The 16245-nt window shown below is 42.1% G+C and carries 10 protein-coding genes; 5 read left to right on the forward strand and 5 right to left on the reverse strand.

Annotation, left to right across the window (positions count from 1 at the left end; translation table 11 throughout):
* Positions 1-4: 4 nt before the first annotated feature.
* The gene (gene hisC / locus KS2013_RS07505; protein WP_068991997.1) at positions 5-1105 is read right to left on the reverse strand and encodes a histidinol-phosphate transaminase; all 1101 of its coding nucleotides are present in this window, start codon (positions 1103-1105) and stop codon (positions 5-7) included.
* 196 nt (positions 1106-1301) lie between these two features.
* On the opposite strand from hisC, the gene KS2013_RS07510 reads away from it, so the two are divergent.
* Together KS2013_RS07510 and KS2013_RS07515 are read left to right on the forward strand one after the other, a co-directional pair.
* On the forward strand, positions 1302-3479 hold the full coding sequence (locus KS2013_RS07510; protein ID WP_083217873.1) for a S9 family peptidase: 2178 nt from the start codon (positions 1302-1304) through the stop codon (positions 3477-3479).
* Between the two features lie 129 nt (positions 3480-3608).
* Entirely contained in the window at positions 3609-4352 is a 744-nt protein-coding gene (locus tag KS2013_RS07515; RefSeq protein ID WP_068992001.1) for a GGDEF domain-containing protein, read from the forward strand.
* A gap of 8 nt (positions 4353-4360) precedes the next feature.
* Here the strand turns inward: KS2013_RS07515 and serC are convergent, their stop codons facing one another.
* Positions 4361-5449, reverse strand: coding sequence for a 3-phosphoserine/phosphohydroxythreonine transaminase (serC, locus tag KS2013_RS07520; protein ID WP_068992002.1), 1089 nt, complete (start codon positions 5447-5449; stop codon positions 4361-4363).
* A gap of 69 nt (positions 5450-5518) precedes the next feature.
* Positions 5519-8113, reverse strand: coding sequence for a DNA gyrase subunit A (gyrA, locus tag KS2013_RS07525; protein ID WP_068992006.1), 2595 nt, complete (start codon positions 8111-8113; stop codon positions 5519-5521).
* A 229-nt stretch (positions 8114-8342) separates the two neighbouring features.
* On the opposite strand from gyrA, the gene KS2013_RS07530 reads away from it, so the two are divergent.
* From KS2013_RS07530 to KS2013_RS07540, 3 genes are read left to right on the forward strand one after another with little or no spacing between them, the layout of a single operon-like run.
* Positions 8343-9710, forward strand: coding sequence for a TRZ/ATZ family hydrolase (locus KS2013_RS07530; protein ID WP_228703648.1), 1368 nt, complete (start codon positions 8343-8345; stop codon positions 9708-9710).
* Positions 9707-10441: a bifunctional 2-polyprenyl-6-hydroxyphenol methylase/3-demethylubiquinol 3-O-methyltransferase UbiG gene (gene ubiG / locus KS2013_RS07535; protein ID WP_068992014.1), complete on the forward strand. Its 735-nt coding sequence runs from the start codon at positions 9707-9709 to the stop codon at positions 10439-10441. The genes KS2013_RS07530 and ubiG overlap by 4 nt, the downstream gene beginning before the upstream one ends.
* Positions 10441-11130 (forward strand): HAD family hydrolase, encoded by a 690-nt coding sequence (locus KS2013_RS07540; protein WP_068992017.1) that lies wholly within the window; start codon positions 10441-10443, stop codon positions 11128-11130. Before ubiG ends, KS2013_RS07540 begins: the two co-directional genes overlap by 1 nt.
* On the opposite strand, the gene KS2013_RS07545 is transcribed toward KS2013_RS07540, so the two are convergent.
* On the reverse strand, positions 11127-14141 hold the full coding sequence (locus KS2013_RS07545; RefSeq protein WP_068992019.1) for a bifunctional diguanylate cyclase/phosphodiesterase: 3015 nt from the start codon (positions 14139-14141) through the stop codon (positions 11127-11129). The two genes, KS2013_RS07540 and KS2013_RS07545, sit on opposite strands and share 4 nt — an antisense overlap.
* 31 nt (positions 14142-14172) lie before the next feature.
* Positions 14173-16176: an ATP-binding protein gene (locus KS2013_RS07550; RefSeq protein WP_068992022.1), complete on the reverse strand. Its 2004-nt coding sequence runs from the start codon at positions 16174-16176 to the stop codon at positions 14173-14175.
* Positions 16177-16245: the final 69 nt, after the last annotated feature.

Genomic DNA, 16245 nt, shown 5'->3' on the forward strand with positions numbered 1-16245 from the left:
ACTCCTATTTTGTCATCTCACGCAAGACTTTGATGAATTTAGCATTTTCTTCTTCAAGACCAATACTGACCCGCAAGTGATTCGGCATTTCGTAGTTGGCTACTGGTCTAACAATGACTCCTTGCTCCAGCATGTGCTGATATATAGGACCAGCAGGCTTACCCATATCCACCGTAATAAAGTTTGTCACCGATGGAATGTAATCATAGTTAAGCTCTTTGAAAACGTCTTCAAGCTGTTGCATTCCAGCTTTATTTACGTCCAATGCTTTTTGCAGATATTCATGGTCATCCAGTACAGCTTCTGCAGCAGCCAAAGCCAGGGAGTTCATATTAAATGGTTGACGAGGACGGTTAATCAAGCCAGTAATTTCTTCATTTGCAACTGCATAACCAGCACGTACACCAGCTAAACCATAGGCTTTTGAGAAAGTTCGGGTGACGATTAAATTAGGAAATTCTTTTATCCAGGGGATTGTTTGCGGATAGTCTTTATCTTCAACGTATTCGTAATATGCTTCATCCAAAATGACCAATACATCTTCTGGCACTTTGTCCATAAACGCTTTTAACTCATCAGACTTAACCCATGTACCAGTAGGATTATTTGGATTAGCTATGAAAATCATGCGCGTATTTGGTGTTATAGCTTCAGCGGTAGCTTCCAGATCGTGACCCCAGTCTTTAGCTGGAATTACAACCTTCTTAGCACCAATGGCTTGCGTCACAATCGGATAAACGACAAATGCATGTTGTGAAAATATCACCTCATGCTCAGGTGCGACAAAAACCCTGGCTATAAGCTCTAATACATCGTTTGAACCGTTACCCAGGGTAATTTGATTGATATCAACACCAACGCGCTCAGCAATCTTAGCTTTAAGGTAATAACCGTTAGCATCAGGATAACGCGCTAATTCGGAAAACTCTTTTTCCATTGCGGCCTGTGCTTTAGCACTGATCCCAATGGGGTTTTCGTTACTTGCCAACTTTACGATATTGGTAATACCCAGCTCCCTTTCCAGCTCAGAAATAGGCTTGCCAGGTTGATAGGGGTGTAGTTCTTGAACACCACTATTCGCTAATTTAATAAAATCACAACTCATAACTGACCCTCAGCATGTTCTAGCGCTCAAACCATTGGCGCTGTATGTATTCTTAAAACGGCCGCTATTATCCTTCATATTCAGATGATTTTCATCCTTTGCCGTCTAAATCAGTCTAAAACACTCTGGCTACTGCAAAAGCACAGACTTACTGATAGTATTAGGTCCAATAATAAGCAACATGGACGAACCCATCATGAAATACCTTCTGGCTTTTGTCAGTGTTATCCTTTTGTTAGTAGGCATATATTTTATAGGTAACAAGGTGCCCCAAAAGCAAAATAATACCGCTAGCACAAATATCAATATGGCAAAGGGTCCCACGCCACCGATTGCTAAGAAAGAGCCCCATGAAATAAGTATTCACGGTGATACGCGTATCGATAACTATTACTGGATGCGAGATGATAGCCGAACGGATCCGGAAATTATCGCCCACCTCACTGCAGAGAATGACTACAAAGAAGCTATGCTGGCCGGAACCAAGGAATTACAGCAGGAGTTATATGACGAAATAGTAGGCCGTATAGAAAAAGATAAATCCACTGTCCCTTACCAGCTGGATAACTACTATTACTACACTCGTTTCGAGCCAGCTCAGGAATATCCAGTCTATGCCAGGAAAAAGGATGGCTTAGATAATAACGAGCAAATCCTTTTAAATGTTAACGAGCTGGCCAAAGGTCATGACTATTTTAACGTTGCCGCAACGGAAGTTAGTCCGGATCATAGTTTACTGGCATATAGTCATGATTCGGTAGGTAGGAGGATTTACACCATCCGGATAAAGGATATAGCTTCAGAAAAACTCCTTGAGGATACTTTAAAAAATACTAGTGGGAACTTGGTCTGGGCTAATGACAACAAAACTATATTTTACATAAAAAAAGATCCTCAAACCCTTCTTGGCTATCAAGTTTACCGCCACACATTGGGCACTCCACAAGCGACAGATGTGCTGGTTTACGAAGAAACCGATAGTAGCTTTTATACCAGTTTATCAAAGTCGCTCGATGGTACATTGATTAAAATCGGTCACTACAGTACCGAAACAAAAGGCCAAAGCCTTCTTGACGCAAACCAGCCAAATGGAAAGTTTGAACATTTTTACCCACTTCAGGAGGGCCATGAATATACGGTATCGAAGAGTGGTCAGTCATACTATATTCTGACTAACAAAGACGCTAAAAACTTCCGATTGATGAAGGCTGACGAAAGTAGCCGTCTCAACTTTAATCAGTGGGAAGAAGTTATCCCCCATCGTGAGGACACACAGTTAACCGGCGTTATAGCATTTAAAGACTTTATTGCCGTAACCGAACGTCAAAACGGCCTGATAAAAATACGGGTAATGGGAATCAATAATTCAAGCTCGCGCTTCGTTGAGTTTAATGATCCAGCGTATTCAGCTGGATTTGGCACAAATAAAAATTTTTCCAGCAAAACCTTACGCTATGAATATTCAAGTTTAACCACTCCTAACTCTATTTATGACTTTAATATGGAGACAGGCAGAAACGAATTATTAAAGCAGGACAAGGTACTTGGCGAATTTAATCCTGCAGATTACAACAGTGAACGTCTATTTATAACCGCACGTGACAACACTAAAGTTCCTGTATCACTGGTCTATAAAAAACAAAAATTTAGTCGCGATGGCACAAACCCGCTTTATCAATATGGTTATGGCTCCTATGGTGCAACCATGGATCCAAGGTTTCGATCTAACTGGCTGTCACTACTTGATCGAGGTTTTGTAGTAGCCATAGCTCATGTTCGGGGCAGCCAGATGCTTGGCAGGCAATGGTATGAAGATGGCAAAATGTTTCATAAAATCAATACATTTACAGACTTTATTGATGTTACAGACAGCTTGGTTGATAAAAAGTACGCAGCGAGGGATAAAGTATTTATTGCGGGTGGCAGCGCAGGTGGCCTGCTGATGGGTGCTGTTATTAATATGGCTCCTGAGAAATATCGTGGTGTTGCAGCGCACGTACCTTTTGTTGACGTCGTAACCACAATGCTCGACGAAAGTATTCCCTTAACTACGAACGAATTTGATGAATGGGGCAACCCCAAGAACGAAGACTCTTATGAATATATGTTGTCCTACTCCCCTTATGATAATGTCAAAAAACAAGATTATCCTAATCTATTAGTTACTACTGGCTTGCATGACTCTCAAGTACAATACTTCGAACCAATGAAGTGGGTCGCAAAGCTCCGTGAGTATAAAACTGACAATAACATGCTACTAATGCATACCAACATGGAAGCTGGTCACGGTGGCGCTTCTGGTCGTTTTGAACGTCTCAAGCAAACAGCCATGGAATACGCGTTCTTTTTAGATATCCTTAACTCGGAGAAATGATTGCTTTGTGATAGTGCGGTTCTAACGATTTAGAACCGCGCAACAATGTGAAGCGCGTCACAAAACTTTCATTTAATGCAAATTTGCATTAGTCTAGTTACTAGTAGGTACAACTGGAGACTGGACAGTGTGAAACGAATAATTCAAAAAGTAGGAAGAATTAGGCTCGTTATTATCATTACCTTGGTAGCAGCCTTATTAGCAATTGGATTAAATATATTATTGCAACTCATACAGGGAAATGAATTAAGCTATACAGCACTATATAGAGCGCTTATTAGTGCCATTATTATTGCTCCTCTACTTTCATGGTATCTCGTTGGTCTATTTATGAGAGTCATTGAGCTTGAGCAGAAAATGCAAGAATGGGCGATGTTCGATCAACTCACAGGGCTATTTAACCGAAGGGCATTTCTCCATAGAGCTGAACAAGAATATACTCTGGCCAAGAGACATAATGAAAGCTTTGCCATATTAGTGTTAGATTTAGATCATTTTAAAACAATTAACGACAAATATGGGCATAAAGCAGGAGATTTAATACTGGAAGATTTTGGTCAGCTCATAAAAAGTCAGGTACGTCAGAGTGATATTTGTGGACGTATTGGGGGTGAGGAATTTGGATTTATACTCCCTCGAACCGATCTGAATAATAGTAGGTTATTCGCTGAGAAGTTATTAACGACAATTGAACAAAGATCCATTTCAATAGAAGGAAAAGAAATTAAATACACTGCAAGTATAGGCATTACACTATCTCACCCTTATAGTAACTATAAGATTAACAACCTGCTCCACCAGGCAGACCGTGCTCTATATAAAGCAAAGTCAGCCGGTAGAAACTGCTACCAGGTAGCTAATGCTGTCAGTTAAAAGCAATCCTAGAGGTGTTTTTCGAAATCTTTCATGTAATCGATTAGGGTATTCACACCCTTAACACTCATAGCATTATAAATACTCGCCCTTAAACCTCCGAAGGATCGATGGCCTTTTAAGGCAATGAGATGCCTACGCTGGGCTCCTTCTAAAAACTTTTGTTCCAAAGACTTATCGGCCAACTGAATTGAAACATTCATAAACGAGCGAGAACCTTTGGCTACGGGTGAGTGGTAAAATGAGGATTGATCAACATAATCATAAAGCATATTAGCCTTTTTGAGATTAAGCTTATGCATTTCTTCTACTCCACCCTGCTGCAATAACCATTCAAATACGAGGCCTGCAAAGTAGATTCCAAAACTAGGCGGTGTATTTGGCATTGAATCTTTGGCTGACACATGCGGATACTGGAATAACTTTGGTACCCTTTCTGTATGAAATGTATCGAAAAGATCTTCTCGCACGATGACTACCGTCATACCCGAAGGTCCTATATTTTTCTGGGCACCAGCATAGATTAATGCATATTTTTCTATATCAATTGGGCGAGACAAAATATCCGAGCACATATCACTTACGAGCTTACCAGCAAAGCGACTCGGGTCCTTCTCGAATTGAATACCGACTATCGTTTCATTAGAGGTGAAGTGTAAATACTTCCCTTCATCATCGAGCTCCCACTCATCCTCAGGGATTAACTCTAAAAGTCCATCTTTGTTTTTACGTATTCCCTGCTCAACATGAACATTAGCAAAGCGCTTAGCTTCGGCAATACACATTTTTGACCAGTGATCCAGTTCCAGATAATTGGCCTTCTCGTCTGGTCTCAGGAAGTTCATTGGGACCATAGAGAATTGATGGGAGGCACTGCCATGCATGAACAGTACCTTGTAGTTAGAAGGGATGTTTAAAAGCTTTCTAAGATTCTTTTCGGCATTATGAAGGATCTCTTTAAAGTCAGGAGTACGGTGACCCAGCTCCATTACCGAGCAACCGTATCCCTGCCAATTTAAAAGCTCTTCTTGCGCACGCTCCAAAACTTCAGTTGGAATTGCCGCCGGGCCAGCACTGAAGTTGAAAGCACGAGTCATGTCATTCTCCATTTTATCAGGTAACTAATAACAACAGACTAAACGATCTTAACTGTAAGATCTAAGATCCTACTCCTCTGATTCGCTGCCGTTTTTCTCTGCTTCTTCACCTTCTTCTAATTCATCATCGTCGACATCCAGCTCAACAATACGCTGTAAACCAACCAAGGTTTCATCATCATCAAGTCGAATCAATCTCACGCCCTGTGTATTACGACCCATTACACGAATATCGTCAACTCCGGTTCTGATCAAGGTGCCACCCTTACTGATTAGCATCACCTCGTCACCATCGATGACTGGAACTGCCGATACAACCTGGCCATTTCTCTCACTCATCTGAATCGAAATCACACCTTGACCGCCACGACCACGTAGAGGGTGATCATCAACAGAGGTCCGCTTTCCATAACCAAACTCTGTAGCAGTTAAAATTGAGCAATCTTCTTCAGCAACTAACATTTGAATTACTTTAGCGCCTTCTGGTAACTTCATACCTCGGACACCACGTGCCGTACGACCCATTGCTCGAACCGCATCTTCACCAAAACGTATTACCTTACCAGCATCGCTGAAGAGCATAATTTCATCTTCACCTGACGTTTCAGCTACGCCGATTAATTCATCATCATCAGCAATAGTTAAAGCAATAATACCGTTTGAACGTGGGCGAGAAAATTGCTCAAGTGATGTTTTCTTAACAGTTCCGTTCGATGTTGCCATGAATACGAAACGCTCCTCAGAGAATTCCCTGATAGGAAGAATAGCACTGATTTTTTCATCTTTCTCAAGTGGCAACACATTAACTATTGGTTTACCCCGAGATCCACGACCAGCATTCGGAAGCTCGAAAACTTTTAACCAATATACTTTTCCTCGTGAGGAGAAGCACAGAATCGTATCATGTGTCGAAGCGACTAATAGACGATCAATAAAGTCCTCATCTTTCATTTTAGTCGCAGACTTACCTCGCCCACCACGACGCTGAGCCTTATAGTCAGATAGAGACTGATACTTCACATAACCTTCGTGAGACAGTGTTACTACAACATCTTCTTCTGTAATCAGGTCAGCAATTGTGAGGTCCAGTTTACTGTCCAAAATTTCCGAACGTCTCTCATCTCCAAACGTTTCTTTTACTTCTTCAAGCTCTTCGCAAATCACTTCCAGTAAGCGCTCTTTGCTCATAAGGATGTGCAATAGCTCTTCAATAAGTCCTAGCAGGTCCTTATATTCACTGATAATTTTATCGTGCTCGAGACCTGTTAACTTATGCAAACGCAGTTCTAGAATCGCTTTTGCCTGTTCTTCCGATAACTTGTAATAACCATCATGGAAGCCAAACTCAGCATCCAGATGTTCTGGGCGACACGCTTCCGTGCCAGCTCTAGCCAGCATATCGGCAACTTGACCCGGAGCCCATTGACGATGCATCAACTCTTCTTTTGCTTCTTTAGGAGTTGGTGACTTTTTGATAAGCTCAATCACTTCATCGATATTGGCTAAAGCTATTGCTAAACCTTCAAGCACATGCGCTTTTTCACGAGCTTTACGAAGTTCATAAATGGTACGGCGAGTCACTACCTCACGACGATGAGTGATGAATGCATCCAAAGCATCTTTTAAGTTGAATAATCGTGGCTGTCCGTTATCCAGTGCCACCATGTTGATGCCAAAAACATTCTGCATCTGTGATTGAGCATAAAGGTTATTCAGTACCACTTCTGGTACTTCACCCTTACGCAATTCAATCACCATGCGCATGCCGTCTTTATCCGATTCATCACGTAACCCAGTGATACCCTCGATCTTTTTGTCTTTGACTAATTCAGCAATCTTTTCTATCAGACGGGCTTTATTAACCTGATACGGTAATTCCGTAACAACAATCGAGTCTTTACCGTTTTTCTCATCAGTTTCTATATGGCTTCTTGCTCGTAGATATATCTTGCCTCGGCCAGTTTGATACGCGTCAATAATTCCTGCACGACCATTGATAATAGCAGCGGTTGGGAAGTCCGGACCTTTCACATATTCCATTAGATCAGTGATTGTTAGATCAGGGTTCTCAATTAGCGCTAAACAACCATCAATGACCTCATTCAAATTATGAGGTGGAATGTTAGTTGCCATCCCCACAGCAATACCCGAGGAACCATTCACTAGAAGGTTGGGAATTCTTGTCGGTAGTACTGTTGGCTCTGATTCCGAACCATCATAGTTCTCTTCAAAATCGACAGTTTCTTTGTCCAGGTCGGCTAGCAGCTGGTGCGCCATTTTAGCCATCCGCACTTCGGTATAACGCATCGCTGCAGGAGAGTCTCCATCGATGGAACCGAAGTTACCCTGACCGTCAACCAGCATATACCTAAGGGAGAAAGGCTGAGCCATACGCACAATCGTGTCGTATACTGCCGAATCACCATGAGGGTGATATTTACCGATCACGTCACCGACAACACGTGCTGACTTTTTGTACGGTTTGTTAAAGTCATTACCCAGCTCGTTCATGGCATAAAGCACACGACGGTGCACAGGTTTTAGTCCATCCCTAACGTCCGGTAATGCGCGGCCAACAATGACACTCATCGCATAGTCTAAATACGACGTTTTTAATTCATCTTCAATGTTTACCGGCAGGATCTCTTTGGCAAGTTCACCCATTCTGAAAAACCCTTTAAATTCTGGTAGTTATAGTTAGAAATATCAAAGGCATTATGCTTCGATTTAAGCAGATAATTCTAACACAAGCCTCTTTTTTTCGCTAATATTAATCACTATAACAGTATGTTTTTTAACCATTTTGACGTTTATTTCATCGCTCCTTATGCAACATGGTTTTGTCAGGTATAATAGCGCCTGTTAAGTCATTGAAATAACGAGAGAGACCTCATTGAGTCAGAACGAAGAAAAGAACACATTGAGTCAAGTCGACGAGATTATTACCCCAGAATGGATTATTCCGGTAAGCAGAAATGGTAAACGTAACCTTCAAGCTCTTACTAAACATTCGATCGCAATCAATAAACACAAAATTGTAGCAATCTCCCCCACTTCACAGCTGCTTGAACAATATTCAACAACGCAACATGTCCAGCTACCAGGACAGGCTCTGATACCTGGCTTTGTAAACTCTCACACCCATGCTGCCATGAGCTTATTTAAAGGATTATCCGATGATCTTCCTCTCATGATGTGGCTCGAAAACCATATCTGGCCAGCAGAAAAAAAATGGGTTGATAATTCTTTTTGTAGTGATGGCGTTACTCTGGCAGTAGCAGAAATGTTACTGAGTGGAACAACTTGCTTTAATGACATGTACTTCCAGCCTAATATGACGGCCAAAGTTGCCCAAAAACTTGGTATGCGCGCGACCATAGGAATGCTGGTATTTGACTTTCCATCTGTATGGGGAACTGGTTGGGAAGACTATCTCAAGAAAGGATTAAACCTTCGTGACGATTATAAGCATAGTGAACTTTTAAGCTTTGCATTTGCGCCTCATGCTCCCTACACGGTTTCCGATGAAGCTTTAGGTAAGATCGCTACATTAAGTAATGAGCTCTCCATACCCGTTCACATGCATATTCATGAAACGGCACACGAAATTAAGGAAAGTCTTTCAAAGTACGGTAAGCGCCCGCTAAAGCGTTTACAGGAACTGGAACTGGTAAACCCCAACCTGATTGCGGTTCATATGACGCAGTTACAGCGCAATGAAATAGAAACAGTTGCTAACCATGGTGTTTCAGTTGTTCACTGCCCTCAATCTAACATGAAGCTGGCCAGCGGCATTAGCCCAGTACAGGAGTTGCTTACAGCTAATATAAACGTAGCTCTTGGTACTGATGGCAATGCCAGTAACAACGACCTTAATATGTTTTCAGAAATGAAAACTGCATCTTTACTGAGCAAGGTTTATACCGGCTCAGCACAGGCATCATCCGCAGAAGATATGCTTTATGCTGCAACTATGGGCGGTGCAAAAGCACTGGGCATTGATGAAACCTGCGGCTCCATCGAGATAGGTAAAGCAGCTGACCTGACCTCTATTAATTTAAACACAATTCAGGCACAACCTCTCTATGATCCTGTCTCTCAGATCGTTTATACTGCTGGTCGTGAGCAAGTCACCCACGTCTGGGTTAATGGTAGGCTTCAGGTAGAGGACGGCAAGCTGACTCAGCTGGATGAGCAGAAACTTATTAGCATGGCAACCAGCTGGCGCGACAAGATTCAAAACTCAAGGGCAAATGCATGACACAAAGCAACCAACATGGCTCTTCAAGAGCTAACGTCGATCCACACGAGATCAATAAGTTTGAACAAATGGCTTCTCGCTGGTGGGACACTGAGGGTGACTTCAAGCCTCTACATGATATTAATCCACTGCGTTTAAAATTTATTATGGATCGTGTTGGGAGTTTGCAGGGGAAGAGAATTCTGGATGTAGGCTGTGGCGGCGGTATATTGACAGAGTCTATGGCAAAAGAAGGAGCTACCGTTACCGGAATTGATATGGGTGAGATGCCACTTGAAGTCGCAAAGCTGCACAAACTGGAATCTGGAGTTGATGTAGAATATTTACAGTCGACCGCCGAAGAGTTTGCTCTAAAACATGCAGGTGAGTTTGATGTAGTTACCTGTCTTGAAATGTTGGAACATGTTCCTGAGCCAAGCTCAATTATTGAGTCGTGTAGAAAGCTGATAAAACCTGATGGCGATGTCTTCTTCTCTACTATTAACCGTAACCCTAAAAGCTTTCTGTTCGCTATTGTTGGTGCCGAATATCTTTTACAGATGCTGCCGAAGGGAACCCATGATTTCAAAAAATTTATTCGCCCGTCAGAACTAGAAGCCTGGAGTCGAAAGCAAGGCCTGCAATTTAAAAGTATCGAGGGTATGCACTACAATCCGTTAACAAAAAAGTACTGGATGAGTAGCAACGTTGACGTTAATTATATTGCTCACACACAGCCTGAGCCAAATTAATGATGAAGCAAACTATAAATGGTGTCTTTTTTGATCTGGATGGTACACTTCTAGATACCGCACCCGATATGGCTCTGGCTCTTAATATTCAACGTGAGCATCATAATTTAGCTCCTATTCCCTACCATAAAATAAGGCCACATGTTTCCCACGGTGCTCTTGCCATGCTCAAACTGGGCTTTGATATCAACCTTGACAGTAAAAACTATCAGGGTATGCGAGAGCAGTACCTCCAATTTTATGCAGATAACCTTGCTGTTAGGACCGGCTTGTTTAATGGGCTGGCTGAGTTTTTATCTGAGCTGGAAACCAATAGTATCAGCTGGGGTGTAGTAACCAACAAGCCTGAGTTTTTAACGAAACCTTTACTTAAAGCTTTAAAGCTAGATCATCGTTGCTGCAGCGTTATCAGTGGTGATACCGTATCACCGTCTAAACCTCACCCACTTCCCTTGTTTACTGCCTGTAGGGAATCAAACCTTCTTCCTTCACAATGCCTTTATATCGGGGACGCCGATCGCGATATCATTGCTGGTCGCGCAGCGGGTATGAAAACCGTTGCGGCCAATTGGGGCTATATTCGCGAAGAAGACTCCATTGATAGCTGGGGGGCTGATAAAATTATCAAAGATCCAGTGGAGTTACGTGAATACTTCTGGGACTCGTTCTCTACTGTTAACTCTAACTAACTTCTAGCCTCACGCTTTTCCAGTTCAGGCATAAGTTTTCCACTGGATACAAGCGCGGGAACGTCGGCAGCAGGCACAGGGTGGCTGAAAAGGTAGCCTTGGGCTAAATCACAGCTAAAGTCTTTTAGTATGTCCAATTGTTCCTGAGTTTCGACACCTTCAACAATCGAAGTTAGTTTAAAGCTCCGTGCCAGACGAATGATATTTTTGATAATCTGTCGGTTACCCTGTGTTCCCTCTTGCTTTGAGGGATTAACTTGCTGAATGAATGACTGATCAATTTTAACCTGATCAACTGGTAAAGAGGTTAAGTGGCTGATAGAGGAGTAACCGGTACCAAAGTCATCGAGACTAATCGTTACCCCCATACTTTTTAACTCTTGTAAGATGCTGACTGAACGCTCCATATCCGCCAGTGCGGCACTTTCTGTAACCTCGACATCCAGCAGACTTGGAGACACATTAAACTGTTTTAATGTATCGGCAATGTTGTCCTTCAATTCTTCTCTGAGCAAATCTTTGACTGAAAGGTTAACTGAAACTTTGATCTCCATACCCTCGAAAGCCCATAAGCTAATTTGCTCAATCGCTTGAGTGATAACCCAGTTAGTTAGCCTGTATATCAGACTACTCTCTTCGGCAATACTGATTATTAACTGAGGAGAAATAAAACCTTTAACTGGGTGCTCCCATCTCAGTAATGCTTCAAGAGAGTCAATCTCACCGGTCTTAAGACAAACTTTTGGTTGGTAATAAAGCATTAGCTGATCTTGGTTTATAGCATTGACAATTTCTTTTTCCAGCATCAGCTTATCTTTAGCTAACTCTGTTACCTCAGGTTGATAGAAGGAGAACTGCTCAGGCATATCTTTTACTCGACGAGCAGTGATTTCGGCTTTATTTAATAACTCTTCCGCCTCTGAGCCATCATCCGGGAAACGAACAACTCCTGCACGCAACGATACTTTAACTTCAGAGCCTCCGATAGTAACCAAAGTGTCGAACTCTGAGAGTATCTTCTCCACAACTTTGCCTGCTTCAAATGCGTCCTTTTGATTTAAAACAATAACAAATTCGTCATCCCCGGCTCTGGCAATAAAGTCAAACTCTTCTGTATGACGGCCCAGAGTAGTTACCACATACTGCAGCACTTTGTCGCCCATCCATGGCCCAAGAGCACTGTTAATTACATTAAGCTGAATAACATCAAAGTAAATTAATGTGACTTTGTGACGATAACTGTGAGCCTGAGAAATATAACGCTGTAGTTGTTGTTTTAAAAAGAACCTGTTTGGTAACTCTGTTAACGAGTCATAATTAGAAATTTTATATAACGACTGTTCGGAAATTTTCTTATAACTGATATCTCTGAAGTTACTGATTATTCCTTTAACGTTCGAGTCATGCAATAAATTAATAAATGTATTTTCAACCCAAACTGCCTCTCCTGATTTTTTGAGAATACGGTATTCAGGTATACGGTAGACTTTTCCCGGGTGGTTCAAAACCCACTTCCAGGCTTTGGTCGCCATCTCAATATCATCGGCATGGACAAAGTCAATTGCCTTGAGGCCTTTAACATCATTGACTTCATAACCCAGTAGTTTGAGGGCACTGCTGGAGGAAAACATAATATTGCCCTCGACATCATATAAAGCGATACCGTCAAAGGCGTTTTCAACTAAAGCTCTATAATAATTTTCACGTTGCTCCAGTTCCTGCTCTAACCGATCCTCTTCAGTAATGTCTCGAATAGAACCGAGCTCAAGGACTGGCTTGCCAAAATCATCCCGCTTAAGAATTAGACAGTGATTTTGTAGTAAGCGATATTCGCCTTTAGCATTTTTTATTCTCGCTTTGGCTACAATCGTTTCGCTTGGAGCAGACTCTTCCAGCCTTTTCGCTCTACTCTTCATCGCATCGAGGTCATCCGGATGGGTCAAATTTAAAGCATCGTCCCAAGAGCTTAGTCTTTCTCCTGTGTAACCCAGCAATTTTGCTAAACGCTTTCCTCCCATGACTAGCTTATGACTCACCAGGTCGTAGGTATACATAACATCAGGAGACATTTTAATCAGCTCCTGTAAAAAAGCTCGGCTACTCTCTAGCTTATCTGTTACTTCTCGACGCTTTGAAATGTCTCTTGCTACAGCTACGACATTACCATCATTCAGCTGAGCAAACTTAACTTCTACATAAAAACTAGAGCCGTCTTTACGAGTATGGACCCCCTCGGCAACCAAGGTCTCATCATGTTTCAATAGCTTATAGAGCTGGGTTGGTGTTTTTGATTTTAATAACCGCTCTACTCTTTGTATGCGCTGGCCTACCAGCTCATTTTTGGCATAACCAAGCGACAAAATAGCACTTTGGTTAAGATCGATAATTTTACCTGATGGACTGAGAATAAAAACTGGATCACCCAATTGCTCAAGCAGCATAGAAAAATAGGATTCTTTTGACTTACTGGATCGCTCTGAGTAATCCATTTGCTCAAGTTTAAAGTGGCTATCTTCATGCTTGAGCTGATTATATAAAAAAGTAGAAATCAGACTTGCAACATCTTGAACCAGTTGCTCAGTAGAGTCTTCGAAATATCCCTCATGGTCATCTTCCAGATCGATGACAGCAAGCAATTTCCCCTGATATATCACCGGTACCGTTAACTCAGCCACATTACCTTCAACATACTCAAGCCAAAAATCACAGTCATTACTGTTAGCTATGTTCATCGTTCGCTTCTCTTCAGCGGCGTGACCAACTACTCCAGCACCTAACGGTATAGGCTTAAGTTTGTAAGACGCTAATTCAGGAGAATTACGACAGGTATAAGAAACGCAGATAAGCTGATTGTGAGCCTGTTCAAAACGAAAAAAAGCACAGTCATAACTTTTTATATAGTTTTGTAGGGCCTGCACAACAATATCAGCAGTCTGCTGAACCGTTTCACTGGCCAGTAAGGACTGCGATAGATCAAATAAAAATTGGTTATCGGTAGTGAGATTGCTCATTAAATATCCTTCACTACATCATAATTCAGAATCATTGATGCGTAAAATATTTATTCTTCCAGCTGACGATGATGCTGACACCACCATTATCCGGGTGGTTCTTTGCCACTATATGTCCATTATGGAAGTTTGCTATAAGTTTTGCCAAATATAATCCAAGTCCTAAATGTCCATCTGAATTTTTACGACTGGAGTGCATCAAACTAAACACCGATTTTAAAGCTTTCCTCTCAATCAGCGCCCCTCTATTGCTCACCTCAAATATCAATTGAGAATCCTCTTCACGTAAAGACAAGCGTATTGGAGAAGACAGGTCATCGAAATCCACAGCATTCGTTATCAACTTATCAACCATCTGAACAAATAAATCCTTCGAACCCTTTAGAGCAACGTCAGATGCTGATGACTGATATTCAAAACGATGGTCTGGCCAGTTCGTCGCATACGCCTGAGAAAGGCCTTTAAGGACATCATTGACGTTAAAAGTATATTTTTCAGCACTCTTGATTGCCTGCTCCAGTCGAGTGGCCTCACTCAGTCTACTGAGTGTTTGACTCATTCTGCTCGCACCAGATTGGGCTGAATGCAGCATTTGTGCATCAAGTTCAGATAAATTATCAGTACTCAGGTTATCCAAGGAGCTTCGAATAATGGCAATCGGTGTCCTTAGCTCATGATTGAGGCGAGCAACCAGCTTTTCCTGATAATCATGGTGCTGTTTTAACCTTGTGGTTAACTGAGAAAAAGTATTGGTCAGGTCGGCAACCTCGTCATCATAATACTCTTCCCGTTCTATGACATGACGAATTTGGCCCTGCTCAGAAACTGCTTCTTCCGTGATATCCCGAAGCTCTACTATTCGACGGCTGTAATCTTTACTTGAGCGATAGAGCCACCAAACCATTAACACCCAGAAAAGCAGCATCAACAGAAGCATACGTAACCAAAAGTCTCTTAGATACAACTTCTCATTAATCGCAGAAGACTCTACAATAAGAGCCCCCACTACATTTCCTTCGTCATACAAGGGCTCTAAGATTCGTGAGTAGGCAGTCAGGTTTCCTGGGTTAATGAGTTGCTCCTGAGCTTTACCCATTAAGGTCTTATCTAATTCTTCGCTGGAAAGGCTCACTTTCGTACCGCGCGTTTCGATAGGGCTTAAATCACTAAGCCACAGACGATTACGCCAATGCCCTTTAATGTTTTGATGTGGCTGACCATAACCATAGACTATGTCTCCTTGGAGGTTTGTCACCATGACACGGTAATCGTCAGCTTTTAGCCGACTTAAAGCCCCAACACTGAGCATACTGTTAAGGACGGCCTGTTCAAAGTTCGTAAATGAATAAAGGCCTTGTAATTCAGGTGAATTAGCTCTCTGGTCAACGTCGTGAACCTCTGCACTGAAGGTGCTTCCGACCAGGTCTCTTGGAACCCTCACTTCAAGCTGGTAGCCTGCTGAAGATTCCTGCCATACGGCATAAATAGAAGTGACATCCCTGTAGCCACTGCTTGTCTGTCTAAGAGCCGCTACACGACCCGGGGCTATAGGAGCGAACTGCAATCGATAGCTATCTAGCTGAATCTCTACCTTGTCATAAAGTCCACTCATATCAAGGTTTTTACGGTATACAAGCTCGTCATCTTCAACCCTAAAAAGTAAGAAGAAGTGCTGCTGGTCTTCGACCAGATTTAGCTCAGCTGTCTGACCAAAGTTTTCTATACGGTTTCCAAAACCATGGTAGGGGTACCACTCATCATAAAAACCATCTACCAGTATGCCGGTTTCTCTTAAAGCAACGTGTAAGGACAGTTTAGAATTATCCGTGCTCAATTTATTACGGAAGTTATTATCATGCTGAATCAGCTGCTCAAAAAAACTTCTCAGGTTGTTAGCCTGTTGCACCGCCTGTTGGAAATTATCACGTTCCAGATCACTTTCAAACTTCCTGTCAATTAACCAGCTGGCCAGAGGGATCAGCAGGAAAACACAACTGATTAGCATGATGCGCCATTTAAGCGATAAGGACTTCATCGTGTTAGCAACCTTTATTAATCTGCGACTGCTCAGAAACAGTTGCCAATTGAAGCTGTAGTTTATAGC

Origin of the sequence: Kangiella sediminilitoris, assembly GCF_001708405.1 — a bacterium.
GTDB lineage: Bacteria > Pseudomonadota > Gammaproteobacteria > Enterobacterales > Kangiellaceae > Kangiella > Kangiella sediminilitoris.